Origin of the sequence: Micromonospora sp. CA-248212 (assembly GCF_050948405.1) — a bacterium.
Classification (GTDB): Bacteria; Actinomycetota; Actinomycetes; order Mycobacteriales; family Micromonosporaceae; genus Micromonospora.
The window spans coordinates 1,423,910-1,448,584 of the sequence record NZ_CP192023.1 but is presented as its reverse complement, the minus strand read 5'-3'; the positions used below and the strand labels follow the sequence as shown (position 1 = coordinate 1,448,584).

The following is a 24,675-nucleotide window of genomic DNA, read 5'->3' as shown; positions in this document are numbered from 1 at the left end:
CGTGCCGGGCCGCGAGTCGCGGCCCGGCACGGGGAACGATCTGCTGCTCAGGAGACGGGCACCAGCTCCGGGGCGGAGGTCGGCGGGTCGGTGGGCGCAGGCTCCGAACGCCGGCGCAGGAACCGCGGCGCCCACCAGTTCGCGTCACCGAGCATGGTCATCAGAGCCGGCAGCACCACACCCCGGATGATCGTGGCATCCAGCAGGATCGCCGCCGCCAGACCGATGCCGAGCTGCTTCATGTCGATCGTGCTCAACGTGGCGAAGATCGAGAACACCCCGACCATCACGATCGCCGCGCTGGTCACCACCCCGGCCGACGACGTGATGCCGTACGAGACCGCGTCCCGGTTGGACATCCCGGCCCGTACCCCCTCGCGGATCCGGCTCACCACGAACACGTGGTAGTCCATCGAGAGGCCGAACAGCACCACGAACAGGAACAGCGGCAGCCAGGAGACGATCGCCCCCATCGACGTGAAGCCGAGCAGTCCCTCGGCCCAGTCACCCTGAAAGACCAGCACCAGCAGCCCGTACGCGGCGCCGGCCGAGAGCAGGTTCAGCACGATCGAGCTGGCCGCCACCACGACCGAGCGGAAGGTGAGCGTCATAACGAGGAACGTGAGCGCCAGCACGAAGCCCATCACCAGCGGCAGCTTGTCGCGGACGTGCGCCGCGTAGTCCTCGCTGTCGGCCACGCTGCCGCCCACCGCGTACTCGATGCCGGGGATGCCCCGCAGCTCGGCCGGGACCAGGTCGGCGCGCAGCTTCTCCAGCGACTGCACCGACCGGTCGTCGCGGCTGGCGTACGGGGTGGCGACGTCCAGCACCGACACCCGCCGGTCGGCCGACACCTTGATCTTCGGGCCGTCCGCCTCGGTGGGGGCGAACAGCGGATCGGCGGAGGCGCGGGCGGCCAGGTCGGTGAGGGCCGCGCCCACCCGGTCGGCCTGGTCGGCCGGCGCGCGCACGGCCACCACGTGATTGGTGCCGGTGCTCGGGAAGGCTGCGGTGAGCCGGTCGTACGCCTGCATGGCCGGGGTGGTGCGCGGCAGGTCCTCCATGCCGGGGAACTTCAGCTTCATGCCGAGCGCCGGCGCGGCCAAGGCGAGCAGCAGACCGACCGAGATGACGAGCGTCGCCACCGGCGCCCGCAGCGCGGGACGCAGCACCGTCGGCCAGAGCCGGGGCGTACGCGCCTCGCCGTGCCGTCCCGTGCGCGGCGCGGTGAGGCGCCACAGCAGCGGCACCCGGGGACGGTCGACCCAGCGGCCCAGCCGGGCCAGCAGGGCGGGCAGCACGGTCAGCGAACCGGTCACCGCGACGGCCACCACCAGGATCGAACCCACGGCCAGCGACGAGAAGACGACGTCGCCGGCGAGGAACAGCCCGGCCATCGCGATGATCACCGCGACCCCGGAGACCACCACCGCATGCCCGGAGGTCTCCGCGGCGATCTCCACGGCGTCCAGGCCGGAGCGGCCCTTGGCGCGTTCCTCCCGCTCCCGGCGAATGTAGAACAGCGAGTAGTCGACCCCCACCGCCATGCCGATCAGCAGGATCACCGGTGACGTGGTGTCGGTGGCCGGCACCAGGTGCGAGGCCAGCGTGGACAGACCCATCGCCGCGGCGACCGACGAGAGCGCCAGCAGCACCGGCACGCTGGCCGCGATCAACGCGCCGAACGCGATGATCAGAATGGCCAGGGTCACCGGCAGGCTCAGCAGTTCGGCCCGCTCGAAGTCCTTGCCGAGGGTGTCGTCGAGCGCCTGACCGATCGACGGCCCGCCGACCTGCTCGACGCGTACCTGGGGGTGCGCGCTCTGCACCCCGGCGGTGGCGTCCCGCAACGGCTGCACCCGGTCGGACGCCGTCTCCGGGTCACCGGACATCGTGATCGGCAGCAGCAGCGCCGACCCGTCCCGCGCGGTGACGGGTGCGCCGATCTCGGCAACCCCGGTGACCGTACGCAGCCGGGCGGCGGCATCGTCGGCGGCCGCCTTCGCCACGGCCGGGTCCAGGGCGCCGCCCCGGGAGGTGATGAGGACGTTCTCCACGGCCGGGTCGTCGAAGGCCCCGCCGTCGATGATGAGGCTCGCCCGCCCGGCCTCGCCGATCGCCTGGTCACCGCTGGTGGCCTCGCTGAGGCCGGCGGCGTTGCCCCCAACGAAGCACACCGCCACGAACACGATCCACATCGCGATCGCCCGCCACGGATGCTCGGCGCTCCACCGCGCCATCCGCACCGTCACCGGTCTGCTGCCCATCAGTGCCCCCCTGTCACGTCGACCCCCTGCCGACCGTGCTGACGTTAGGGGGGTGACGAGGCGGTCACATCGGGGAACGGCCCCGGCCCGCCCCGGAATCGTCCGACCGGGGGCGGCGGGTCCGCCGGGCGGGCATCAACCCGCGATTCGGACGTACGCCGGGGAACTACCCGGAGCGTCCGGCCGCGACCCGCCGGCACCGACCCGGAGCCGGCTCCGGGTCATCCCCGAAGGGCACCCCGAGGCCGGGGCTGGCAACGCGGGCAGCTGTACGAGGAGCGGTTCATGAACGACTCCCGCCGGATCGGCGTGCCGCAGCGCCGGCACGGCTCGCCCTCGCGGCCGTACGCGTTCAGCGCGCGGTCGAAGTAGCCGCTCTCGCCGTTGACGTTGACGTAGAGGGCGTCGAAGCTGGTGCCGCCCTCCTTGATGGCCTCGGCGAGCACGTCACGGACGTGGCCGAGCAGGCGCTGGGCGGCCGGACCGGTGAGCGCGTCGGTCGGTCGGGCGCCGTGCAACCGCGCACGCCAGAGCGCCTCGTCGGCGTAGATGTTGCCCACCCCGGAGATCAGCGTCTGGTCGAGCAGGGCCCGCTTCACCTCGGTCCGCCGGCGTCGCAGCGCGGCCACGAACGCCGCGTCGGAGAACTCCGGGTCCATCGGGTCACGCGCGATGTGCGCGATCTCGGCCGGCAGGTCGGCGCCGCCCTCGCTCACCGCGAGCCCGCCGAACGTGCGCTGGTCGACGAAGCGCAGCTCGGGTCCGTCGTCGGCGAACCGGAACCGGACCCGCAGGTGGGTCTCGTCGGGGGTGCCGGGCGGCTGGAGCAGCAACTGACCCGACATGCCGAGGTGCCCCACCACCGCGTCACCGCTGTCCAGCGGAAGCCACAGGTACTTGCCGCGCCGCCGGACGTCCAGGATCGCCCGGCCGGCGAGCACGTCGGCGAAGTGCGCGCCGCCGGGTACGTGCCGCCGGACGGCACGCGGGTGCCGGACCTCGACCGAGGCGATCCGTCGGCCGGTGACCCACTGGGCCAGCCCCTGCCGGACGGTCTCCACCTCGGGCAACTCAGGCACGACCGGACCCCTGTTCCTGCGCCACGTCGGCCGGCATGACCTGCGCCAGGTGGTCGGCCTCCTCGGCCAGGGTCGCCTGATCGGCGCGCTCCAACGGCCCGGCCGCGTCGCCCTGGTCGGCCGTGCCGTGGTCGGCCTGCTCGTGCTGGGCCGAGGCGTCCCGGTCGGCCGCGTTGTCCTGGTCGGCCTGCTCGTGCTCGTTCGAGAGCATCCGCCAGGCCGCCTCGGCGGCGCGCTGCTCGGCCTCCTTCTTGCTGCGCCCCTCCGCGCCGCCGTACCGGTTGCCGGCCACCACGACCCAGGCCGTGAACGTCTTGAGGTGATCCGGTCCGGTGCCCTCGATCCGGTACTCGGGCACGCCCAGGCCGAGCGCGGCGGTCAACTCCTGCAGGCTGGTCTTCCAGTCCAGGGCGGCGCCCCGGCCGGCCGACTCGGCCATCAGCGGGTCGAAGAGGCGGTGGATCACGATCCCGGCGGTGTCCAGCCCGTACTGCAGGTAGATCGCGCCGAGCAGCGCCTCCAGGGTGTCGGCGAGGATGCTCGCCTTGTCCCGGCCACCGGTGGTCTCCTCGCCCTTGCCCAGCAGCAGGTACGCGCCGAGACCGTCCGGGCCGAGGCCACGGGCCACGTCGGCGAGCGCCCGCATGTTGACCACGCTCGCCCGGAGCTTCGCCAACTGCCCCTCGGGCAGGTCCGGATGGTTGTGGAACAGGGCGGTGGTGATCACGACGCCGAGCACCGAGTCGCCGAGGAACTCCAGTCGCTCGTTCGTCGGCAGGCCGCCGTTCTCGTACGCGTACGAGCGGTGGGTCAGCGCGCGTTGCAGCAGGTCCGGCTCCAGGCTGACGCCGAACGCGGCTTCCAGGTGACCGACGGACGCCCGCCGCCGCTTGTCGTTGCTCATGATGTGCGTACCTCGGTGTCGGTGGGGCGGTCGGTGCGGTCCGTCGCGGCGTCGCCGTCGAGCAACGCGGAGACCAGATCGGTGGCACGCCGCCGCCACAGGTGAGCGGCGAGGGCGATGCCGGAGGCGACGTCAGCGGCCCGGGCGGAGCCGTGACAGACGACGACGGTCCCCGCGACGCCCAGCAGGGCCGCCGCGCGGGGAGCGCCACCCTCGGCGGGTGGGCCGCCGGCCATCGCGTACGCGCCCTCGATCGCCTTGAGCAGCACGTTACCGGTGAAGCCGTCGGTGACCACCACATCGGCGCGCGCGCCGACGGCCACGTCGTACCCCTCGACGAGCCCGACGTAGCGCGCCCCGCCGGGCAGCGGTTCGACGGCGAGCAGGGGGTCGGTGGCCCGGCGTACCCGATCGCCCTTGCCGGCCTCGGTGCCCACCGAGAGCAGGCCGACCCGCGGCGCGGCGATCGAGTGGGCCACCGCGGCGTACGCGGCGCCGAGCACGGCGTGCCGGGCGAGGGTGGCGGGGCGGGGCTCCAGTGAGCCGCCCACGTCGAGCAGGACCACCGGCCCGGCGACCGCGGGCAGGGTGGCGACCAGGGCGGGTTGGCGGATCTCCGACCAGCGCCCGAGGCCGAGCACGGCAGCCGTGACCGTGGCGCCGGTGGCGCCGGCGGAGACGAGGGCGTCGGCGGTGCCGTCGCGGACGGCCGTGACGGCGGCCCGGACGGTGCTCTCCGAGCGGGCGGCGCTGGGATGGTCGGCCATACCGACGGCGGCGCGGACCGGCCGGACCGTGATCCGGGCCCGTTCGGCCGGGGCGAGGGCAGCGATCAGCCCGTCGGCGACCTCGGTCGGACCGACGAGCAGCAGGTGCAGGTCAGGGTCGGCGCGCATGGCCCGCAGAGCGCCGTCAACCACGACGGCGGGAGCGTCGTCCCCGCCGAGGAGGTCAACGGCGATCCGCGCGGTGCCCGGCTCCACCGGTACGCCGGCCGGAGTGGGCCGGGCGTCGGAGGGAGCCGGGGCACCGGGCGAATGCCAGGATGCGCGCGCCGCCCGACCTGGGGTCGGGGGCGTCACTCGGCGTCCAGGTCAGACCTCGAGAACCTGGCGGCCGTTGTAGGTGCCGCAGACGGAGCAGGCGGCGTGCGGCAGCTTCGGGGACTTGCACTGCGGGCACGCGACGGTCGCGACCACGGTCGCCTTCCAGTTCGCCCGGCGGGACCGGGTGTTGCTGCGCGACATCTTGCGCTTCGGGACGGCCACGGTTCTTACTCCTCTGTAACGGTCATTTGCGACAGGCCCGCCCAACGCGGGTCGATCTGCTGGTGACTGTGGTCGGCCGGCAGATCGTCCCAGTGCGCCCCACAGTCGGGGCACAGTCCTGGGCAGTCCTCCCGGCAGAGCGGGTTGGTCGGCAGCGTGAGCACCAACGCGTCCCGCAGCGCCGGCTCCAGGTCGATCAGATCGCCCTGCATCCGGCCCACCTCGTCCTCGTCGGTCGTGGCGTCCGTGGTGCTGTTCTCGTACGCGTACAGCTCCTGGATCGTCACGGCCATCGATTCGTTGATCTCACGCAGGCAGCGCCCGCACTCGCCCCGGACGGGACCGGTGATGGTCCCCGAGACGAGCACACCCTCGGACACCGACTGCAACCTCAGATCGAGGTCGAGGTCCGCGCCCTCCGGTACGGCGATCAACTCCACACCGAGGTCCACCGGTGCCGGCACGACCCGCTGGACCTCACGCAACGCACCAGGGCGGCGCGGCAGGTCCCTCGTGTCGAGGACCAGCGGCGACCTGGGGTCGAGTGTCGATGGCGAGTGCTTGGGCATAGTAAGACTCCGGCCGGTGAGAGGCCGACAAAAAAGGTTACCTGGGCGACCGCCCGGCCGTCGAACCGGGGGCGACGCCTGAGGCGCGAATGTCGGCTGGTGAGGTGCCGCTCAGAAGGGTAGCGGGCGTTCCGCCTCATCCCCACCGAAGGTGCCGATCTCCCGCAGCGCGTGCATCTTGTCGCGGCCACGCTCTATCGAGGCGAGGGCCCGGGTGAGGAACTGCTCGAAGTTGGCCAGCGCCGTGTCGACGTAGTCGTCGACCTCCTCACGCAGGCGCTGCGCCTCGGCACGGGCCTCGGCGATGATCCGGGCGCCCTCGTGCTCGGCCGACACGGTGATCTCGTTCACCGACACGAGGCGGGCGTGTTCTGCCTCACCCTCGCTGATGATCCGGTCCGCCTCGCGCTTGCCCGCGTCCATGATCTTGTCGCGTTCCTCCAGGAGCGCGGCGGCGCGACGCAGGTCGGCGGGGAGGTCAGCGCGCATCTCGTCCAGAGCGGCGATCATTTCGCCCCGGTCGACCATGCAGTTGTTCCGCGACATCGGGACGGAGCGCGCCTGCTCCACCATGGCGATCAGTTCGTCGATGCGATCGAGCGGGTCCACCGGTACCTCACCCCTGTCGTTCGTCGGCCGACCTCCATGATGCGGGCTACGGCCGGTTTCCCGCTGCGCCCATCATGGCCTGCCCGCCCCACCCGAGCCCCCACCACCCCAACCCGGCGCGTCGCGACATGGTCACTCCCCGCCCCTGCTGCGGCGATCTTGCACTTTCGGTCGCGGCAAAGCGTCCCGAAACGGGGCGATCCGGGAACAGTAAGTGCAAGATCGGCGCGAGGGAGAAGGGCCGGGGTCAGGTCCGGGGTGGGGGGCCCAGGCGGGACTGGAGGGCCTCGCGGACCGGGTCGGGGACGTGCGCGGAGATGTCGCCGCCCCACTTGGCCACGTCCTTGACGAGGCTGGACGAGAGGAACGAGTAGAGCGGGTTGGTCGGCATGAAGAGCGTCTCGACGCCGGCCAGCCCGATGTTCATCTGCGCCATCTGCAGCTCGTAGTCGAAGTCGCTGACCGCCCGCAGCCCTTTGATCAGGACGCTCGCCTGCTGCGCCCGGCAGAAGTCGACGAGCAGTCCGCGGAACGACTCGACCCGCACGTTCTCGTACGACGCGGTCACCTCGCGGAGCATGTCGATCCGCTCGTCGACGGTGAACAGGCCGCTCTTGGACTGGTTCACCAGTACGCCGACGATCACCTCATCGAACAGCCGACTGGCGCGGCCGATGATGTCGAGGTGTCCGTTGGTGACCGGGTCGAACGAGCCGGGACAGACCGCACGTCTCATGATCGGCGACCGTACCAAAGGGTGGTCTCGCCGTACCGGCGACTGCGCTGCGGGGTGATCCCCTGCACCCACTCGAAGTCCCTGGTCCGGCGCGACCGCTCCACCACCACCAGGGCGTCGGGCGTCAGCCAGCCGCCGTCGACAAGCGTCGTCAACAGCGCGGTGATCTCCGCGTCCGGCACGGCGTAGGGCGGGTCGGCGAACACCACGTCGTACCCGCCGCCGTCCGGACCGGCGGCCAGCACCGTCGCCACCTTGCCGGCCACCAGGCGTACGGCCGAGCCGGCCCGCAGGGTCGCCACGTTCTCCCGGATCACCCGGGCGGCGCGCGGGTCGGACTCCACCAGCAGGACGTGCCCGGCGCCCCGGGACAGGGCCTCCAGCCCGACCGCGCCGGAGCCGGCGTACAGGTCGGCGAAGCGCGCGCCGTCGAGGTCGACCTCGGACTCGACGGCGCTGAACAGCGCCTCCCGAACCCGGTCGGACGTGGGCCGGGTGCCGGCGCCGGGCGGTGCGGCGATCCGCCGGCCCCCGAGCGTCCCGGCCACGATCCGGGTCACCGTCTCCTCCTGCTCATGACCAGGACGCTACGCGATCAGCCGGACCCGACGGCCGACACGGTCGGTACCACCAAGCGGACCATGTGATCACTTCTCGTATATCAATGATCTCAAGTTCATAACATCAGTCTTAGCAAATCCTGAGCACTGTCTCACGCGAGGCGATATCGCTAGGGTCTGCCGGGTGCCGGCGACAACCCGCCGGCCCACGGCTCGGGAGGGCGCCTCTCCGAATCGGACGTGCGGTGACCGTCCACCGTCTCTCCCGTGCCACACCCCTGACGCTTCAGCACTCCAGGAGTACCCGTGATCCGTCCCAAGCTGTCGCTCCGGCGACCGCTGGCCATCCTGGGAGCCGCCATCGTCGGCCTCACCGGGGTCGTCGCGGTGGCCGCCCCAGCCAGCGCGCACCACACCACGATCAAGGCCACCGTCGACTGCGACCAGCAGACCGGCGAGCGCGTGATCACGTGGAACGTGGAGAACAGCGAGCGCGACAAGGCCGTGACGCTCCAGCGGGTGACCGCGGAGCCGGCGACGCCGGTGACCGTGCCCGTCGAGGGCGCCAAGGCGGTGCCGCTGCAGGGCTACGTCATCAAGAAGGCCGGCTCCGTGCAGGCCGTCCAGCGGGTGCCGGGCAACACCGCCAGCGCCAAGCTCGTGGTGTTCGGCAAGTGGAAGAAGAACGGCCAGGAAGCCACCAACGACGGCAGCATCACCATCCCCGCCGACCAGTCCTGCGCTCCGGCCCCGAAGTGCGTCGAGCTCGACAAGGCCAAGTACAGCCACACCTTCGACGGCCCGAAGGGCACCGCCACCGTCAAGCTCGACGGTGACCTGCCGCTCTGCGGCGAGGGCAAGCAGTACTTCACGCTGGTGTCGTACTTCGCGCCGCGGCCGCAGTTCGCCACCCCGCAGTACGTGTACGGCACGCCGGACAGCGACTTCGTCAGCGCCACCCAGACCGAGATCACGCTGAACGTCGAGATCCCGGACTGCCACACCCAGGTCGACCTCATCTGGGGCGACAAGGACCAGGTCATCGACGAGATCGTCGACGGCGGCAAGCGCTACGACAACAAGAAGCTCGGCTCGCCGGGCACCCCGGGCAACCGCTCCAAGGGCCCGCAGGGCTGGTACAACGGCGGTAGCAAGAGCTGCGTCACCCCGGCCTCGACCTTCGCGTCCAACTGCGACGGTTCGGTCGCCGTGTCGCTGAGCAACGACGGCAAGATCAGCAAGTACGCCGTCGAGTTCGAGGTCAAGGGCGAGAACGGCTTCACCAAGAAGGTCTCCGTCGCGCCCGGCAAGGCCGACACCAGCATCGTGGTGCCCGCCGCCGACGCCGGCAAGATCGAGGTCCTGGTCGACGGCAAGGTTATCGAGAACGGCACCTACTCGTGGGCGCGCCCCGAGGACTGCCCGCTGCCGGCCGTCACCACCAAGGCCGACTGCAAGGAGTTCGCCCTCACCGTCACCAACCCCGAGGGCGGCATGCCGGTGAAGACCACCTTCACCTACGGCGACAAGACCGAGACCCGTACGGTCGCGGCCGGCGCTTCGGAGACGGTTACCTTCAAGGCCGGCAAGGCCGAGTCGGCGCTCGTCGCCCTGCCGGACCTGGACCTGGAGCTGGAAGCTGTCTACACGCCGGAGGGCAACTGCGGCGGTAGCGGCGGCGGTGGCGGCGACGACGAGCCGGGTCTCCCGGTCACCGGTGCGGCGGCGGGCGGCATCGCCGCCGGCGCGGTCGCCCTGCTGATCGCGGGCGCGGTGCTCTTCGTCATCGCCCGTCGGCGTCGGGTGACCTTCACCGCCTGACCTGACCTGAGCTGAAGCCCGAGGGCGCGTCGACCACCCGGTCGACGCGCCCTCGGTCGTTGTGCGTTGACAGCATCTGCGGTGCAGTCAGCGGTCCCGCCCTCCGCAAGCAGGAGAGGGTCGTCAGCGCGCCAAGGAATCGACGCTATCCGAGATAGGGAGTGTCACGGCCTTCGAGGTGATGCTTGAGGCGGAGTCGAACGGTGTCATGGATGGGGATGTGAGGGAATTCGGCAGGGTCGATGAAGCGGACGTCCGTCGACTCGTCGCTGATGCTGATCGTGCCGCCGATGACGTGGGCGCGGTAGGTGACCGTGAATTCCTGGCGGACTTCGCCGTCGGGGTAGGCGATGACGTGCGCAGGGTCGCTGTAGATGCCCAGCAGACCGGTGACCTCGACGTCCAGGCCGGTCTCCTCCCGTACCTCGCGGACGACGCACTGTTGCAGGGTTTCGCCGATGTTCATTGCGCCGCCGGGTAGGGACCAGTTGCCGGAGTCGCTACGCCGCTGGAGCAGCACGCGGCCGTACTGGTCGGTGACGACGGCGGCGGCGGCGGGGACGAGACTGTTGGCGACCGGTGCTTGCGGGTCGTGGTAATAGTCGCGCCGGCCGGTCACCGGGCTTCCCTCGGGTAGGCGGTGGTGGTCTGCCATACCTGCTCGAACTGGTCGGCGTGGGCGGCGAAGATGCCGTGCGGCGAGAGTTCGCGCAGGTGCAGGGCGGGGTGTTGGTAACCGCGTGCGCGGTACAGGTGCGGGGTAACGATCATCTGGTGGTCGAACCGGAACACCGAGTTGTACAGATGCACGGCGTGCAGGCCGATCTCCACACCGGGCACGTCGTGGAGGGGTGCGCAGAAGTTGAGGGCGTTGCGGATCCGGCCAGGTAGTGTGCCCCCGATCTGTTCGAGGGCGTCGCGTTCGGCGACGTGCGGGCAGTCGGGATCGGCGAACGCGAGCCGGACCTGAGCGCCGTCCGCAGCCTTGTCGGAGATGAGCTGCATCGTGTTGGGCAGCAACTCAAGCAGAAACGGGTAGGCGTAGCCGAGCAGGTCGATCCGAGTGGTCGCGCCGGTGAGCAGCGCGGCCCAGACATGGTGCGGGATGTCGGCGCGGTGGGCGTAGGCGGCGACGACCTCGGCGGTGGCCTCCGCGCCGGGCGCCTGGTCGGGACGGGTCTGGGGCCAGAGGTCTGCTTCGGTCTCGCCGAGGGCGTCGGCGACGGCGAGCCGGGTGCGCTGGTGCGGGACGCGGCCGGCGAGCCACCGGGTGACGGTCTTGACATCGACACCGACAGCCGTGGCAAGAGCGGCCGAGTCGAGGTGGGCGCGGAGCATGGCCGCGCGGAGGCGGTGACTCATACCGCCCCACGGTAGTGGACACGTCGGGACGCATCAGGGGCGTGGAAGTGTCCGGCATGGTGTCTATCGGGACGTTGGGGTGCCGTGGGCCGGCTCTTAGGTTCAGCGGCAGTGCCTCGCCGGTCCGCTTGCGGCAGATTCGCCGGGCTGGCGAGCGCCAGGGGGAAGGGGTCCTCGACTCCCCCGGAGGGCCTCTTCCCCCTCTCCAAACTATCCAGGAGGGTGGTGGGACTGTTGTCTGCGCATCAGCCGGTACGGCCGCAGTGGACCTGCACGGTGTGCGGAGCACCGTGGCCGTGCAGAACCAGGAAACGGCAGCTCATCGAGGAGTTCGCCGGCGCGCGGATATCGCTGCTGCTGTATCTGTCCGCCTACCTGGTACAGGCGTGCGCCGACCTGCCGCTTACACCGTCCGGGCTGTTGCACTCGCGGTTTCTCGCCTGGCCGCGCTCACCGGCCCTGCGCGACGAGCCGCCGCAGTGACGTCAGCCCTTCTCCAGGTACTCCGCGCGGTCCTCGTCCACCAGCGCGGCCACCGACGCGGCCAGGGCCGGATTGCCTGTCAGCTCCGGGTCGTCCCCGATCAGGCTGATGGCCTCGGCGCGGGCGTCGCGGATCAGGTCGGCGTCGCGTCGCAGGGACAGCAGCCGCAGGTGCGAGCGGTGCCCGGACTGGGTGGCCCCGAGCACGTCGCCTTCGCGACGCTGTTCGAGGTCCAGTTCGGCGAGCTTGAAACCGTCGCTGGTGGAGGCCACCGCGTCCAGCCGCTCCCGCGCCGACGAGCCCTCGGCCGCCTCGCTGACCAGCAGGCAGAGCCCGGCGGCCGCGCCCCGGCCGACGCGGCCCCGGAGCTGGTGCAGTTGCGAGACGCCGAAGCGGTCGGCGTCCAGCACGATCATCACCGTGGCGTTCGGCACGTCCACGCCGACCTCGATCACCGTGGTCGCCACCAGCACGTCCAGGTCGCCGGCCGCGAAGGAGCGCATCACCGCGTCCTTCTCGTCGGCGGGCAGCCGACCGTGCAGCACCCCGATCCGCAGCCCGTGCAGCGGTCCCTCGGCCAGCAGCGGCGCCACCTCGGTCACCGCCAGCGGAGGCCGCCGGCCGTTGTCGTCCTCGGGCGGCGGCTCCTCGTCGGACACCGGGCCGTCCCCGATGCGCGGGCACACCACGTACGCCTGGTGGCCGGCGGCCACCTCCTCGCGCAGCCGACGCCAGGCCCGGTCGAGGAAGGCCGGCTTCTCGGCGGCCGGGACCACGTGCGAGGCGATCGGCGACCGTCCCCGGGGCAGCTGGGAGAGGGTGGACACCTCCAGGTCGCCGTAGACGGTCATCGCCACCGTTCGCGGGATCGGCGTCGCCGTCATCACCAGCGTGTGCGGCGGCTGGTCGGCCTTGGCGCGCAGCGCGTCGCGCTGCTCCACCCCGAAGCGGTGCTGTTCGTCGACCACCACGAGACCCAGGTCGGCGAAGTCGACGCCCTCGTAGAGCAGCGCGTGGGTGCCCAGCACGATGCCGGCGGCACCGCTGGCCACCTCACCGAGCGCCCGGCGACGGGCCGCCGCGCCCAGCGAGCCGGTGACCAGCTCGACCCGGGTGGCGTGGTCGGCGGAGTCCAGCTCACCGGCCCGGCCCAGCGGCCCGAGCAGGTCGAGCATGCCGCGGTAGTGCTGCGCGGCCAGGACCTCGGTGGGGGCCAGCAGCGCGGCCTGCCCGCCCGCGTCGACCACCTGGAGCATGGCCCGCAGGGCCACCACCGTCTTGCCCGAGCCCACCTCGCCCTGCAGGAGGCGGTGCATCGGGTGCGCGGCGGCCAGGTCCTCGGCGATCTCCGCGCCCACCTCGCGCTGGCCGGCGGTCAGCTCGTACGGCAGCCGGGCGTCGAACGCGTCCAGCAGCCCATCGACGCGCGGCGGCCGGGGCCGGGCCGGCCAGTCGGCGGCCCGGTGCTTGCGCTGCACCAGCGTCAACTGGACGGCGAACGCCTCGTCCCACTTGAGCCGCCGTCGCGCCCGGTGCAGGGCCTCCTTCGTGGACGGTCGGTGGATCTCGCGCAGCGCCGCGCCCAGGTCGACGAGGTTGCGGCTGGCCCGGACGGCGGCCGGCAGCGGGTCGTCCGGCGGGGTGAACGTGTCCAGGACGACCCGTACACAGCGGGCGATGACCCAGGTCGGTACGGCAGCGGCGGCCGGGTACACGGGGATCAGCGCGCCCGCGAACTCCTCGATCTCGTCGTTGACCGCCGCCTCACCCTCGCCGCCCTCGCCGAGCAGGACGTACTCCGGGCCGTTGAGCTGCCGTTTGCCCCGGAACTCGGTGACCTTGCCGGCGAACAGCCCCCACCGGCCGGGCCGCAGCTCCCGTTCGCGCCACGCCTGGTTGCCGAAGAACGTCAGCGTCAGAACACCGCCGGAGCCGTCGCCGACGGTCACCTCGAGCAGGTTGCCCCGACGTTGCCGCATCGGCCGTACGGCGGTGCGTTGCACCTGGGCCAGTACGGTGACCTGCTCGCCGACGTCCAGCGACCGGATGTCGGTGTGCTCGCCCCGCTCGTCGTAGCGGCGCGGGAAGTGGTAGATGAGGTCGCCCGCCGTGTGCAGGTCGAGCTGGGAGGCCAGCGCCTTCGCCGTCTTGTCGCCGACGAGCTTCTTCAGCGGCGTGTCCACCGTGGCCGGCTCACTCATTCGACCCCCACCAGGAGCGGATAGAACGGCTGACCGCCCGGGTACGCCTGCACCTCGACGAACGGCCAGCGTCGCGCGACGTGCGCGCGGACGGCATCGGTGAGCCCGGCGGGGGCGTCCACCCCGGCGAGCAGGGTGACCAGCTCCCCGCCACCGCCGAGCATCCGGTCGACGACGGCGGCGCAGGTGTCGGTGAGGTCGGTGCCGATCAGGTGCACCTCGCCCTCGACCAGCGCCAGCACGTCACCGGGGCGGCAGGGGCCGGCGACCGTGAGCGCCTCGCGGCTGGCGTGGCAGACCTCGGCGTAGCGGCACGCGCCGGCCGCCTCGGCCATCGCGATCACGTCGTCCTCGAACCGGCGGGTGCCGTCGCGGACCGCGAGGGCCGCGAGCGCCTGCACCGGTGAACGGGTCGGCACCACGCTCACCTTGACGCCGTGCCGGTGCGCCTCGCGGGCCGCCGCGCTGGCGACCGCCCCCGTGTTCGGATCGTTCGGCAGGACGACCACCCGGGCCGCCCCGGTGCCGCGCACCGCGGCCAGCAGGTCACCGATGGACGGGTTGCCGCGCACCACCGTCGCGCCCTCGGCGGCGAACAGCTCGGCGATCCCGGCGCCGGTGGCCACCACCACGGCGGCCCGGCCGTCCTCGGTCGGACCGCCGGACGGCTCCGGCTGATCGGCGAAGCGGGTCACCGAGATCCGGTACGGGCGGCCGGCGGCGATCCCCGCCTCGACCGCCGCGCCGACGTCGTTGACGTGGACGTGGACGGTCCAGGTGCCGTCCGGCTCGCGGCCGTCACCAACGACGACCAGCGAGTCGCCCAGCGCGTCCAGGGTGCGGCGCAGCGCGGCCACCGCGTCGGCGGGTGCGTCGAGCAGGTACTGCACCTCGTAGGCGTACTCCTCGGAACCGGTCTCGCGCGCGACGGTGGCCGCCGGACGGGCGGTGCGCGGCGGCGGCGCGGGTGGGGTGGCGCTCTCCCCGGTGAGGACCTCGACCAGGGCGTCGAGCAGGACACACAGCCCGCGCCCGCCGGCGTCGACGACGCCCGCGCGGGCCAGGGCCGGCAGTTGCTCGGGGGTACGGGCCAGGGCCTCGGCCGCCCACCGCGCCGCGTCCCGGGCCACCACCGCCAGGTCGTCGCTGCCCGCCTGCTCGGCCCCGGTGGCCGCGGCGGCGACGACGGTGAGCAGGGTGCCTTCGACGGGACGGCCGACCGCGGTGTACGCGGCGGTGGTCGCCGCCCGCAGCGCGGCGGCCAGGGCCCGCCCACGCACCGCCGGCACGCCGACGACCGCGTCGGCGAACCCGCGCAGGATCTGCGAGAGGATGACGCCCGAGTTGCCCCGCGCGCCCAGCAGCGCGCCCTGCGCCATCAGCCGCAGCGCGTGCCCGTGGGCGGTCGGGCCGCTGTCGGGCAGGGTGTCCAGGTCCATCGACAGGGCCTGCTGCGCCGAGGTGAGGGTGAGCACCAGGTTGGTGCCGGTGTCGCCGTCGGGCACCGGGTAGACGTTGAGCTGGTCGATCTCGCCCTGGTGACGCTTGAGCGCGACCAGCCCGCTCGCGCACCAGCGGCGGACCGTGGCGGCGTCGAGGGTGTCCAGCACGGGCAGAAGCCTACTGGCGCGCGCCGACACACGTCGGACTCGTCCGGCGTGTCCGGTTGCGCCGACGCCCGACGGGCCCCCACCCTCCCGGCCCGCACGAGCGGGATCAGCCCGCCAGGTACAGTTGCCGCCGGAACCACCCCCGTCACCCGGCGGGCCGGCCACCAGCCACTGAGCGGTGGGGCGGCTGCTCCGCGGGTCAGGGCGGTTGGTCACCTCGGCGGGGCATCGGGTAGGCTGACGCGGTTGCCCGGGCAGCACCTGCCGGCGACCTCATGAACGTTTCAATCCCAGGAGTATCCCGTGGCTAGCGTGTGCGACGTCTGTGGCAAGGGACCGGGCTTCGGCCACAACGTGCCCTGGTCCAAGAAGAAGACCAACCGCCGCTGGAACCCGAACATCCAGTCGGTGCGCACCCCGGCCGGTGGTGGCAACACCAAGAAGCTGCAGGTCTGCACCTCGTGCATCAAGGCCGGCAAGGTCACCCGCGCCTGACGCGGCAGCACCAACTCTTCTCGTTCGGCTCAGCCGGCGGGCCCTGCGGCCCGCCGGCTCTGTCGTGTCCGCACCCGGCTTGACGCCGGCCGCTCAGAGCGTGCGGCCGAAGGAGACGCAGCCCTCCGCGTCCTGGTAGAACCCGAAGTTGGGAATCCGGTCATAACCGGCGGACGCGTACATGGCGATCGCCTCGGGCTGCTTGTCCCCGCACTCCAGGACCATCCGCTTGCGGCCGTGCTCCCGGGCCGAGCGCTCGACGGCCGCGAGGACCGTCCGCGCCACGCCGCGTCCACGCGCGGTCGGGGCGGTGTACATCCGCTTCAGCTCGGCGGTGTCCGTGCCGTGGCTGCGCCAGCCGCCGCAGCCGACCGGCTCACCGGCCAGGTAGGCGACGAGGAACGCGCCGTCCGGCGGCTCGAACTCGCTCGCCGCCACCGGGGTGTCGTCGCCGGTGCCCCCGTACCGGGTGGCCAGGTCAGCCAACGCGGCCTTGATCAATTGTTGCGCCACCGGCGCGTCGAACCGCACCAGCCGAATCTCGATCTCACTCACGGTATCCAGGGTACGGCCGCCACATCGCCTCAGCGGAAGTGGTCCCAGCCCCGGGGCCCGTCGTAGGCACCGCCGTCGACCGTCACCCCGACACCGTCCGTCACCGTGCCGATGGGCCGCCACTGCGGCGGCAACGCCACCGTCGCAGGGAAGGTCGCGGCCAGCGCGTGGTCCTCGCCACCCGCCAGGATCCAGGTGTACGCGTCGACACCGAGCGCCTGCGCGGCATCCGCCATCTGCCGGGGCACCTCGAAGGCGTCGCGGCGCACGTCGATCGCCACACCGCTGGCCCGCGCCACGTGCCCCAGGTCGGCGAGGAGCCCGTCCGAGACGTCGATCATCGAGGTCGCGCCGAGCTGGGCGGCCTGCGGCCCGGCCGGGTAGGGGACGTTCGGTCGCCGGTACGCCTCGACCAGCAGCCGGGGAGTGCGGAAGCCGCGGCTGAGCACGGTCAGCCCGGCCGCCGCGTACCCGATGCGGCCCGCCAGGGCCAGCACGTCGCCGGGACGGGCGCCGGAGCGCACCACCGGCGCCCGGCCACCGAGGTCGCCCAGCGCGGTCACCGCGATGGTCAGGGTGGGGCTCGACGACATGTCCCCGCCCACCACGCTCGCGCCGACCGTGGCGGCCTCCGCGGCCAACCCGTCGGCCAGCTCCTCCGCCCAGCTCGCCTCGAGGTCGGCGGGCATGCAGAGGGCGACCAGCAGTGCGGTCGGGACGGCGCCCATCGCCGCGACGTCGGCCAGGTTGGCGGCGGCGGCCCGGTGACCGACGTCGCGCGCCGACCCCCAGTCCCGCCGGAAGTGCCGCCCCTCGACGAGCACGTCCGTGCAGGCGACCACCCGGCCGTCCGGCGCGGCCACCACCGCCGCGTCGTCACCCGGCCCGAGCACCGTCGTCGGGCCCATCGCCAGGCGGGCGGTGACCCGCCCGATCAGCCCGAACTCGCCGATCCCGGCCACGCTGGCGGCACTGCCGGCGTTCGACCCGTTCTGCCCGGCACCGCCGCGCTCGCTCACCGCTGCTCCTTGACCACCGATAGGGATCAGACCTGGTCCGTAAGGTAGTTTCACCCTTCGGGCCGCCTTCGGGCGGCGACGGACGGAGGTCGAGTCGTGGTACAGGCGTACATCCTCATCCAGACCGAGGTCGGCCGCGCACGGGACGTGGCGGGTCTCATCGCGGACATCGCCGGCGTGGTACGCGTCGACGCCGTCACCGGGCCGTACGACGTGGTCGTCCTCACCGAGGCGAACACCGTCGACGAGCTCGGCAAACTCATCGTCAGCAAGGTGCAGATGGTGCCCGGCATCACCCGCACCCTCACGTGTTCGGTGGTGCGGCTGTAAGTGGACGAGATGACGACCCCCTCGGCGGTTCGGGACGACGGCGAGCGGGAGCCGGCGGACACCGCGCCCGAGCCGGCTGAAGGTACCCACGCGGACGCCGATCCGGCCGTCGACGCGCCGGCCGGCCGGGACCGGACCGTCCGGGGAGCGGCCCTGCTCGCCACGGTGATCGCACTACCGGTCACGCTGCTGGTGGCCGTGCTGGCCTTTGCCAAACTCGCCCCGGAGACGCCGACCGCCGCGCCGAGCCCGTCGGCGAGCACGACCCGGGCACAGTCCAGCGCGCCGGTCGAGATGGCCGCGCCGGCGCTGGCCGAGCGCCCGGCCACGGTCTGCCGGGCGCTGCTCTCCCAGCTCCCGCAGACCATCCGCGACCTGACCCAGCGTCCGGTCACGGCGGGCCCCGAGCAGAACGCCGCGTACGGCGACCCCGCGCTCACCGTGGCCTGCGGCGGCGCCGAGCCGACCATTCCGGCCACCGACGAGGTCTGGGTGGTCAACCGGGTCTGCTGGCACCCCGTCGAGGGGACCGACATGACGGTGCTCACCACCGTCGACCGGGAGACGCCGGTGACGGTCCGGATCCCGCGCTCCTACCCGCAGCCGCTGCAGTGGGCCGCCCCGATCTCCAGCGCCATCGTGGCGTCGGTGCCCTCGGGCGGCGCCGTCCCCGCCGGCTGCCAGGGCTGACGCGCCGACGCGTGGCCCGTACGACGGGCCACGCGTCGAGGACGTCCTCGGCTCAGTGCAGGCCGACGCCGCGCCGCTGGGCGGTACGGATCAGCCGGCTGACCAGCTTGGGGTACTCCAGGCCGGAGGCCGCCCACATCCGGGGGAACATCGACGTCGGGGTGAACCCGGGCATCGTGTTGATCTCGTTGAGGTAGACGTCCAGGTCCGGGGTGACGAAGAAGTCGGCCCGAGCCAGGCCGGCGCAGTCCAGCGCGGTGAACGCGCGGACCGCGTACTCCTGCACCTGGCGGGTCACCTTGTCGGGCAGGCCGGCCGGGATGTCGTACTCGCAGGAGTCGTCGAGGTACTTGGCCTCGAAGTCGTAGAAGTCGTGGTCGGCGACGACACGCACCTCGGCCAACACGGACGCCTCGGGGGTGCCACCGGCCTCGCCCTCCAGCACACCGCACTCGATCTCGCGGCCGACGATCGCGGCCTCGATAATGACCTTGGGGTCGAACTGCCGGGCGGTGGCGACCGCCTCGTCGAGCTGCGCCCAGTCGGTCACCCGTGTGATGCCGAACGAGGAGCCCGCGCGCGACGGCTTCACGAAGACCGGCAGGCCGAGCCGCTTCTTGTCCTGCTCGCTCAGCGTCATCCCGTTGCGCAGCACCGCGTACGCGCCGACCGGGATGCCCTCGATGGCGCAGAGCTTCTTGGTGAACTCCTTGTCCATCGCGGCGGCGGAGGCGAAGACGTTCGCCCCCACGTAGGGGATGCCGGCCATCTCGAGCATGCCCTGGATGGTGCCGTCCTCGCCGTACGTGCCGTGCAGCACGGGGAAGACCACGTCCACGTCGGCCAGCGCCCGGGGCCCTTCGGTCGGGTCGAGCACCATCAGCCCGTTGCCGGTGGGATCGGCCCGTAGCACGATGTCCGCGCCGGACTCAGCGGTGATCTCCGGGAGCTGGCGGGCGTCGATGGCGAGTTGGGCGGGATCGCCACTGGTCAGCACCCACTGGCCGGCGCGGGTGATGCCGACCGGCACCACCTCGTACTCGTCGGGGTCGAGGGCGCCGAACACGCTGCCGGCGCTGACGCAGGAGATGCCGTGCTCCGGGCTGCGGCCGCCGAAGACGATCGCCACGCGGGTCTTGCCTGGGGTGGTCACTCCGGTCACCTCTTCGTACGCGGCTGCGGCTGGTCGTGCTCGCCGGTGGCGCTCACCCGGTTGACCTTACTGTGCGTGGCGATCAGGCGCGGCGATACCCGGCGAGCCACGACGCGACACGGCATTCGGTCAACAGAGCATATACGGTGTGTGACGGAATGGTGGGGTCGATCAGTCCCGGGAGTGCCGGCGACCGACCGCGATCACCTTGACCCGCTGCCGGCCGGCCCGGACCATGCCCAGCGCCATGAAGGCGCCGGCGATCCGGTCGGCGGCCTCCCTGCTGCTCGCGCCCACGACCTGGCGGCGACGCTCGGGGGCGACCCGCTCGTTGCGGTCGATGCCCTCGACGGGACGCACGTCGGTGAGCACGACCAGGAAGCGGGTCATCCCCGAACCCCGGGGCGCGGGGGCGGAGACTTCGGACCGGTACGCACGTCGTCCCCTTCCGGCGGTCGGGCACGGGCGGCACGCGGCGATCGGGTACGGGGGAGAAACCCGATCGCCGCGCGCCCTATCCCCTCCGGTCGCTCACCACCACCGTCGCCACGACAACCGGCGGTGAGGACGCGATAACAGATTGACACGTCTACAGCCATGAATGCAACTCTCATCGGCCATCTCTCATGTACCCGTTCCCATAAATGTGTGCGACCATCGATGCATGTCCCCCAAGACCGCCCGTGCCCGCCGACTCGGCATCGCCCTACGCCAGTTCCGGGAAGCCGCCGGGCTGACGCTGGAGTCCGCCGCAGACGAGATCAACAGCACCCGCAGCACCCTCTCGCGCTACGAGAACGCCCAGACGCTGATCAGCCCGGCCACCGTGCGCGCCCTGCTCACCTCGTACGGGGTGACGTCCGAGGAGGTGGCCGCCGCGGTGCAACTCGCCAAGGACGCCCGCAAACCGGGCTGGTGGGTGTCGTACTCGTACCTGCTCGACCCGCGCACCATCGACTTCATCGCCCTGGAGGCGGAGGCCACCGCGATCTCCAACTTCGAGCCGTCGGTGGTGCCCGGCCTGCTGCAGACCGCCGACTACATCCGCGGAGTGATGCGCGGCGGCCCGCACACCCTGAGCGACGAGCTGGTCGAGCAACGGGTCAAGATCCGGCTCGACCGCCAGCAGCGGCTCACCGCCGACACCCCACCCATCCTCGACGCGATCATCGACGAGGGCGCGCTGCTGCGCCCCGTCGGCGACGAGTCGGTGATGGAGGGCCAGCTGCGGCACCTCGTCAAGATGGCCGAGCTGCCGAACATCACCGTCCAGGTGATTCCCCTCTCCGCCGGCTACCACCGGGGCACCCGTGGCTCGCTGCACATCCTGGAGTTCGCCGATCCGGAGGACCCGATCATCGCGTCGGTGGAGACCGTCGCCGGTCAGATGATCCTCGACCGGGCGGGCGAGACGCGTACCTGCACCAAGATCATGGAGCATCTGCGCAGCGTGGCGCTCAGTCCGGCGGACAGCCGGGCGATGCTCCTGTCAGTCCTGAAGGGACGGTAGGAGACCGATGACACCGACGATCTCAGCGGCGTTGGCCACGGCGGCGTGGCGCAAGAGCAGCCGTAGCGGCGACGAGGGAGCCTGCGTGGAGGTGGCCGCGATCCCCCGACTGGTGGCCGTCCGCGACTCCAAGGACCCGGCCGGCCCGGCCCTGCTGTTCCCCCCGGCGGCCTGGGCCACTTTCGCCCAGGCCCCACCGCGCCGCTGACCACTCAGTAGGACCCGCGCCCCGCCGACCGGGCTGGACACAGCCCGGAACGCGGGGCGCGGCCGGGTGGGGTCAGGCGACCAGCGGGCGGGGCTCCGGCGCGGCACGTACGGCCTCCAGGGCGGCGATCGCCACGCCACGGGCGCCGGCCATGTCGCGGTCCGGCACGAGCGCGAAGGTGGCGACGGCGGCCTGCTCCGCGCGGAGCACGGTGTGCTCGCGGACCGTCGCCAGGAACCAGTCCCGGAATGCCGGCGCGGCCTCCACCACACCGCCACCGACGAAGTACGCGTGCGGGTCGGTGAAGTTGGCCGCCAGGGTGAACAGGCGGCCCAGCGCCATCGCCTGCTGGGTGAAGAGGTCCCGGGCCAGCGCGTCACCCCGCTCGCCGTAGCCCCGCACGAGCTTCGCCGCCCGTGCCACCGGCTCGGCCGCGAGGGGGTGGTCGGGATACCGGGCCAGCCAGTACGGCAGCAGGTTGCGCTCGATGCCGGTCAGCGACGCGATGCTCTCGACATCGCCGGTGAAGCCGCAGGCGCAGGTCGGCTCCGACTGCTCCGCGCCGAGCAGGCCGCCCAGCGGGATGTGCACGTGACCCAACTCGCCGGCCATGCCGGCTGCGCCGGCGATCACCCGGCCGCTCTCGACCACCCCGCCGCCGAGGCCCGTGCCGACGATCGCCGAGACCGACGACCGGGTCATCGCCTCGTCACCGAAGTACACGTGGTGGGCGTAGAGCGCGGCCGCGTTGCCGTCGTTGTGGTAGATCACCGGCAGGCCCAGCCGACGCTCCAACGCGCCCCGGACGTCGAAGCCACGCCAGGCCGGCTGCGAGAAGTTGGTCGAGCCGCGCGACGAGATGACGCCGGTCGCGCTCGCGGGTCCGGGGGTGTCGAGCCCGACCGCCCGGACCAGCTCGCGCGGAACACCGGTCTGCGCCAGCGCCCCGTCCAGCGCCCGCGCCAGCGCCTCGATCGCCGCCTCCGGGCCGGCCTGCACCTCGCTGGGGATCTCCAGCAGGCCGTCGACCAGGAAGCGGCCGTCCACCGTCAGCACGGTGGCGTTGTTGCTGGTGCCGCCGTTGTCCAGGCCGACGACCACCGGCACCCCTGCGCTGCCCACCGCAACCGCCTCCCGCCCTCATGAGTGTGAGCCGAGGCTAGTGCCAACCCCGCTCCCCCGCCACGTCACTCCCCCTCCCGACCCCGGATCCCCGCGATCTTGCACTTTCTGTGGCGACAAAGGGCACGTATAGCCACATCTCGACCACCGAAAGTGCAAGATCGCGGGAAGCGGGCGAGCGAGCGGGGGAGCGGGCGAGCGGGGTCAGTGGGGTCAGCGGGGGCGGCGGGCTGTTATCGCTGTCGCGTCACGGTCTTCGTCGTGGTGGACGGCGGGGGTCAGGCCGGCTGCGTAGAGGGCCGCGCACAGCGCGTCCACCTGCGTCTCGCCGGCCTCGACCACCAGGTGACCGCCCGGGGCCAGCCAGGTCGCCGCCTCGACGCCCACCCGGCGCAGCACGGCCAGCCCGTCCGGCCCGCCGTCGAGCGCCACCGGGGCCTCGTGCAGCCGTGCCTCCGGCGGCATCAGGGCCACCGCGTCGGTCGGCACGTACGGCGCGTTGGCGACCACCAGATCGAGTCGCCCCCGCCAGCGCTGGGGCAGCGGGGCGAACAGGTCACCCTCGTACACCTCGGCGGCCAGCCCGGCGAGGTTGCGCCGGGCGCACGCCACCGCCACCGGGTCGATGTCGGCGGCGGCCAGCCAGCGCGGCGCGAGCCGGTGCGCCAGCGCGACGGCGGCAGCCCCGGAGCCGCAGCAGAGGTCGACCACGGCCGGGGCGGGACCGGTCAGCTCGACCGCCACCTCGACCAGCAGGGCCGTCCGGCCGCGCGGCACGAAGACGCCCGGGTCGACGCCGATCCGGAGGCCGCAGAACTCCGCCCAGCCGAGCACGTACTCCAGCGGCTCACCGGCCACCCGGCGGTCGGTCAGCTCGGCCAGTGCCACCGGATCGTCGGTGGCGGCGAGCAGCAGCTCGGCCTCGTCCTCGGCGTACACACAGCCGGCGGCGCGCAGCCGACCCACCAGGGCCGACCGGTCGATCGGCGGTGACTTCACTCAGGCCCCCGCGCTGGCGTCCAGCGCGGCGGCGATGTCGGCCACCAGATCGGCCGTGTCCTCGGCGCCGCAGGAGAGCCTGACGAAACCGGGCGCGGTGTCGTCGCCCCACTGGGCCCGTCGGTCGGCGGTGGTGTGCAATCCGCCGAAGGAGGTGGCGGCCGCCACCAGCCGGGCGGCCTCGACGAAGCGGGCGACCCGATCGGCGTCGCCCAGGTCGAACGACAGCACCCCGGGCATCCGGCGCATCTGCGTCGAGGCCACCGCGTACGCGGGGTCGTCCGGCAGCCCCGGCCAGCGCAGCCCGGTCACGTCCGGACGGGCCGCCAGCAGGTCGGCGACGGCGGCGGCGTTCGCGCTCTGCCGGGCCAGCCGCAGGTCGAGGGTCGCCAGCGACCGGTGGGCCAGCCAGGCGTCGAACGCGCCCGGCACCGAACCGGTGCTGGTACGCCAGAGCGTCACCGCCTCCACCACCTCGGCGGACCGGCTGGCCAGATAGCCGAGCAGCAGGTCGGAGTGGCCGGTGAGCGCCTTCGTGCCGGACGCCACCACCAGGTCGGCGCCGAGGTCCAGTGGACGCTGCCCGAGCGGGGTGGCCGTGGTGTTGTCGACCGCGAGCAGGGCGCCGGCGGCGTGCGCCCGCTCCGCCAGGGCGGCCACGTCGACCACGTCCAGGCCCGGGTTGGCGGGTGTCTCCACCAACACCAGCCGGACGCCCTCGAACGACGGGTACGGGCCGACGGTCGGCACGAAGAGCACCCGTACGCCGATCGTCTCCAGCACGGCGGTGGCGAACGCCCGCACCGGGAAGTACCCGTCGGAGGGCAGCACCACGGCGTCCCCCGGGCGCAGCAGGGTGAACAGCGCGCCGGTGATGGCGGCCTGACCGCTGGCGAAGACGCGGCAGTCCCCGCCCTCCAACTCGCCTACGGCGGCTTCCAGCAGCCGCCGGGTCGGGTTGTCCGGGCGGCCGTAGCCGTTCGGCGACGCGTCCGGCCCCTGCCGCGGGTCGAGGTGGTACGGCGCGGCGAACACCGGCCCCGGCAGGAACGGGTCACCCGGTGCCGGCTCCGGCAGGCCGGCGCGGACACAGCGGGTACCGTCTCCCCACTCGCTCATCAGGTC

General features: G+C 72.7%; 26 protein-coding genes and 1 pseudogene. 7 read left to right on the top strand and 20 right to left on the bottom strand.

Translation table 11 applies throughout. From position 1 onward, the window contains the following. Positions 1 to 47: 47 nt before the first annotated feature. From ACQP03_RS06835 to rsmD, 9 genes and pseudogenes are all read right to left on the bottom strand, one after another. Positions 48 to 2,267, bottom strand: a complete 2,220-nt coding sequence (locus tag ACQP03_RS06835) for an MMPL family transporter (protein WP_357173258.1) — start codon at positions 2,265 to 2,267, stop codon at positions 48 to 50. A gap of 221 nt (positions 2,268 to 2,488) precedes the next feature. Beyond that, positions 2,489 to 3,346, bottom strand: a complete 858-nt coding sequence (gene mutM, locus ACQP03_RS06830) for a bifunctional DNA-formamidopyrimidine glycosylase/DNA-(apurinic or apyrimidinic site) lyase (RefSeq protein ID WP_357393009.1) — start codon at positions 3,344 to 3,346, stop codon at positions 2,489 to 2,491. Positions 3,347 to 3,533: 187 nt separating this feature from the next. After that, positions 3,534 to 4,250, bottom strand: a pseudogene (gene rnc / locus ACQP03_RS06825) (ribonuclease III); the annotation flags it as partial. Beyond that, entirely contained in the window at positions 4,247 to 5,233 is a 987-nt protein-coding gene (locus ACQP03_RS06820; protein ID WP_357131119.1) for a phosphate acyltransferase PlsX, read from the bottom strand. The gene ACQP03_RS06820 and the pseudogene rnc, both read right to left, overlap by 4 nt. 111 nt (positions 5,234 to 5,344) lie before the next feature. Next, positions 5,345 to 5,518, bottom strand: coding sequence for a 50S ribosomal protein L32 (gene rpmF, locus ACQP03_RS06815; RefSeq protein WP_030335284.1), 174 nt, complete (start codon positions 5,516 to 5,518; stop codon positions 5,345 to 5,347). Between the two features lie 5 nt (positions 5,519 to 5,523). Next, complete coding sequence (locus ACQP03_RS06810) at positions 5,524 to 6,087, bottom strand: YceD family protein (protein ID WP_355051548.1); 564 nt, start codon at positions 6,085 to 6,087, stop codon at positions 5,524 to 5,526. A gap of 111 nt (positions 6,088 to 6,198) precedes the next feature. After that, the gene (locus tag ACQP03_RS06805) at positions 6,199 to 6,696 is read right to left on the bottom strand and encodes a hypothetical protein (protein ID WP_234590503.1); all 498 of its coding nucleotides are present in this window, start codon (positions 6,694 to 6,696) and stop codon (positions 6,199 to 6,201) included. A gap of 247 nt (positions 6,697 to 6,943) precedes the next feature. Beyond that, positions 6,944 to 7,432: a pantetheine-phosphate adenylyltransferase gene (gene coaD, locus ACQP03_RS06800; RefSeq protein WP_357131123.1), complete on the bottom strand. Its 489-nt coding sequence runs from the start codon at positions 7,430 to 7,432 to the stop codon at positions 6,944 to 6,946. Further along, on the bottom strand, positions 7,429 to 7,992 hold the full coding sequence (gene rsmD / locus ACQP03_RS06795) for a 16S rRNA (guanine(966)-N(2))-methyltransferase RsmD (protein WP_357131126.1): 564 nt from the start codon (positions 7,990 to 7,992) through the stop codon (positions 7,429 to 7,431). The genes coaD and rsmD overlap by 4 nt, the downstream gene beginning before the upstream one ends. Positions 7,993 to 8,298: 306 nt before the next feature. Between rsmD and ACQP03_RS06790 the strand changes: the two genes are divergently transcribed. After that, positions 8,299 to 9,813 carry a cell wall anchor protein gene (locus tag ACQP03_RS06790; protein WP_357131129.1) on the top strand — a complete coding sequence of 505 codons (1,515 nt, stop codon included), beginning with the start codon at positions 8,299 to 8,301 and terminating at the stop codon, positions 9,811 to 9,813. A 145-nt stretch (positions 9,814 to 9,958) separates the two neighbouring features. Here the strand turns inward: ACQP03_RS06790 and ACQP03_RS06785 are convergent, their stop codons facing one another. Together ACQP03_RS06785 and ACQP03_RS06780 are read right to left on the bottom strand one after the other, a co-directional pair. Continuing rightward, positions 9,959 to 10,432, bottom strand: a complete 474-nt coding sequence (locus ACQP03_RS06785) for an NUDIX domain-containing protein (RefSeq protein WP_357131132.1) — start codon at positions 10,430 to 10,432, stop codon at positions 9,959 to 9,961. Continuing rightward, positions 10,429 to 11,151 (bottom strand): XRE family transcriptional regulator, encoded by a 723-nt coding sequence (locus ACQP03_RS06780; protein ID WP_357131267.1) that lies wholly within the window; start codon positions 11,149 to 11,151, stop codon positions 10,429 to 10,431. Before ACQP03_RS06780 ends, ACQP03_RS06785 begins: the two co-directional genes overlap by 4 nt. A 249-nt stretch (positions 11,152 to 11,400) precedes the next feature. Between ACQP03_RS06780 and ACQP03_RS06775 the strand changes: the two genes are divergently transcribed. Beyond that, positions 11,401 to 11,658 carry a flavin reductase gene (locus ACQP03_RS06775; protein ID WP_363661332.1) on the top strand — a complete coding sequence of 86 codons (258 nt, stop codon included), beginning with the start codon at positions 11,401 to 11,403 and terminating at the stop codon, positions 11,656 to 11,658. A gap of 2 nt (positions 11,659 to 11,660) precedes the next feature. Here the strand turns inward: ACQP03_RS06775 and recG are convergent, their stop codons facing one another. Both recG and ACQP03_RS06765 read right to left on the bottom strand, forming a co-directional pair. After that, positions 11,661 to 13,859, bottom strand: a complete 2,199-nt coding sequence (recG, locus tag ACQP03_RS06770) for an ATP-dependent DNA helicase RecG (protein ID WP_396833114.1) — start codon at positions 13,857 to 13,859, stop codon at positions 11,661 to 11,663. Beyond that, positions 13,856 to 15,469, bottom strand: coding sequence for a DAK2 domain-containing protein (locus tag ACQP03_RS06765; RefSeq protein ID WP_396833113.1), 1,614 nt, complete (start codon positions 15,467 to 15,469; stop codon positions 13,856 to 13,858). Before ACQP03_RS06765 ends, recG begins: the two co-directional genes overlap by 4 nt. A 303-nt stretch (positions 15,470 to 15,772) precedes the next feature. Between ACQP03_RS06765 and rpmB the strand changes: the two genes are divergently transcribed. Continuing rightward, positions 15,773 to 15,964 carry a 50S ribosomal protein L28 gene (rpmB, locus tag ACQP03_RS06760; protein ID WP_091671657.1) on the top strand — a complete coding sequence of 64 codons (192 nt, stop codon included), beginning with the start codon at positions 15,773 to 15,775 and terminating at the stop codon, positions 15,962 to 15,964. Between the two features lie 93 nt (positions 15,965 to 16,057). On the opposite strand, the gene ACQP03_RS06755 is transcribed toward rpmB, so the two are convergent. Further along, on the bottom strand, positions 16,058 to 16,519 hold the full coding sequence (locus ACQP03_RS06755) for a GNAT family N-acetyltransferase (RefSeq protein ID WP_357173250.1): 462 nt from the start codon (positions 16,517 to 16,519) through the stop codon (positions 16,058 to 16,060). A 29-nt stretch (positions 16,520 to 16,548) separates the two neighbouring features. Next, the gene (locus ACQP03_RS06750; protein ID WP_357131270.1) at positions 16,549 to 17,481 is read right to left on the bottom strand and encodes a thiamine-phosphate kinase; all 933 of its coding nucleotides are present in this window, start codon (positions 17,479 to 17,481) and stop codon (positions 16,549 to 16,551) included. Between the two features lie 153 nt (positions 17,482 to 17,634). Between ACQP03_RS06750 and ACQP03_RS06745 the strand changes: the two genes are divergently transcribed. Together ACQP03_RS06745 and ACQP03_RS06740 are read left to right on the top strand one after the other, a co-directional pair. After that, positions 17,635 to 17,868 (top strand): Lrp/AsnC ligand binding domain-containing protein, encoded by a 234-nt coding sequence (locus ACQP03_RS06745; protein ID WP_007456453.1) that lies wholly within the window; start codon positions 17,635 to 17,637, stop codon positions 17,866 to 17,868. A 9-nt stretch (positions 17,869 to 17,877) separates the two neighbouring features. Further along, positions 17,878 to 18,558, top strand: coding sequence for a DUF3515 family protein (locus ACQP03_RS06740; RefSeq protein ID WP_357131146.1), 681 nt, complete (start codon positions 17,878 to 17,880; stop codon positions 18,556 to 18,558). A 52-nt stretch (positions 18,559 to 18,610) separates the two neighbouring features. Here ACQP03_RS06740 and ACQP03_RS06735 read toward each other — a convergent pair whose 3' ends face one another. After that, positions 18,611 to 19,711, bottom strand: a complete 1,101-nt coding sequence (locus tag ACQP03_RS06735) for a D-alanine--D-alanine ligase family protein (RefSeq protein WP_357131149.1) — start codon at positions 19,709 to 19,711, stop codon at positions 18,611 to 18,613. Positions 19,712 to 19,882: 171 nt separating this feature from the next. Next, positions 19,883 to 20,101 (bottom strand): hypothetical protein, encoded by a 219-nt coding sequence (locus ACQP03_RS06730; protein ID WP_088946586.1) that lies wholly within the window; start codon positions 20,099 to 20,101, stop codon positions 19,883 to 19,885. Between the two features lie 274 nt (positions 20,102 to 20,375). Between ACQP03_RS06730 and ACQP03_RS06725 the strand changes: the two genes are divergently transcribed. Together ACQP03_RS06725 and ACQP03_RS06720 are read left to right on the top strand one after the other, a co-directional pair. Next, positions 20,376 to 21,221, top strand: a complete 846-nt coding sequence (locus ACQP03_RS06725; protein ID WP_357392990.1) for a helix-turn-helix domain-containing protein — start codon at positions 20,376 to 20,378, stop codon at positions 21,219 to 21,221. A 7-nt stretch (positions 21,222 to 21,228) separates the two neighbouring features. Further along, positions 21,229 to 21,429 (top strand): DUF397 domain-containing protein, encoded by a 201-nt coding sequence (locus ACQP03_RS06720; RefSeq protein WP_357131155.1) that lies wholly within the window; start codon positions 21,229 to 21,231, stop codon positions 21,427 to 21,429. A gap of 72 nt (positions 21,430 to 21,501) precedes the next feature. On the opposite strand, the gene ACQP03_RS06715 is transcribed toward ACQP03_RS06720, so the two are convergent. The 3 genes from ACQP03_RS06715 to ACQP03_RS06705 form a co-directional block, all read right to left on the bottom strand. Next, the gene (locus ACQP03_RS06715) at positions 21,502 to 22,551 is read right to left on the bottom strand and encodes an ROK family protein (RefSeq protein ID WP_357392988.1); all 1,050 of its coding nucleotides are present in this window, start codon (positions 22,549 to 22,551) and stop codon (positions 21,502 to 21,504) included. A 213-nt stretch (positions 22,552 to 22,764) separates the two neighbouring features. Then, complete coding sequence (locus ACQP03_RS06710; RefSeq protein ID WP_433460577.1) at positions 22,765 to 23,550, bottom strand: putative protein N(5)-glutamine methyltransferase; 786 nt, start codon at positions 23,548 to 23,550, stop codon at positions 22,765 to 22,767. Beyond that, the gene (locus ACQP03_RS06705; RefSeq protein ID WP_433460575.1) at positions 23,551 to 24,669 is read right to left on the bottom strand and encodes a cystathionine gamma-lyase; all 1,119 of its coding nucleotides are present in this window, start codon (positions 24,667 to 24,669) and stop codon (positions 23,551 to 23,553) included. Positions 24,670 to 24,675: the final 6 nt, after the last annotated feature.

Excerpts from the sequence above, each read along its gene's own strand:
- ACQP03_RS06705 (WP_433460575.1), bottom strand. The coding sequence starts at position 24,669 with ATGAGCGAGTGGGGAGACGGTACCCGCTGTGTCCGCGCCGGCCTGCCG.
- ACQP03_RS06725 (WP_357392990.1), top strand. The coding sequence starts at position 20,376 with ATGTCCCCCAAGACCGCCCGTGCCCGCCGACTCGGCATCGCCCTACGC.
- ACQP03_RS06780 (WP_357131267.1), bottom strand. The coding sequence starts at position 11,151 with ATGCTCCGCGCCCACCTCGACTCGGCCGCTCTTGCCACGGCTGTCGGT.
- ACQP03_RS06740 (WP_357131146.1), top strand. The coding sequence starts at position 17,878 with ATGACGACCCCCTCGGCGGTTCGGGACGACGGCGAGCGGGAGCCGGCG.
- coaD (WP_357131123.1), bottom strand. The coding sequence starts at position 7,432 with ATGAGACGTGCGGTCTGTCCCGGCTCGTTCGACCCGGTCACCAACGGA.
- ACQP03_RS06835 (WP_357173258.1), bottom strand. The coding sequence starts at position 2,267 with ATGGGCAGCAGACCGGTGACGGTGCGGATGGCGCGGTGGAGCGCCGAG.
- ACQP03_RS06730 (WP_088946586.1), bottom strand. The coding sequence starts at position 20,101 with ATGACCCGCTTCCTGGTCGTGCTCACCGACGTGCGTCCCGTCGAGGGC.
- ACQP03_RS06720 (WP_357131155.1), top strand. The coding sequence starts at position 21,229 with ATGACACCGACGATCTCAGCGGCGTTGGCCACGGCGGCGTGGCGCAAG.
- recG (WP_396833114.1), bottom strand. The coding sequence starts at position 13,859 with ATGAGTGAGCCGGCCACGGTGGACACGCCGCTGAAGAAGCTCGTCGGC.
- ACQP03_RS06810 (WP_355051548.1), bottom strand. The coding sequence starts at position 6,087 with ATGCCCAAGCACTCGCCATCGACACTCGACCCCAGGTCGCCGCTGGTC.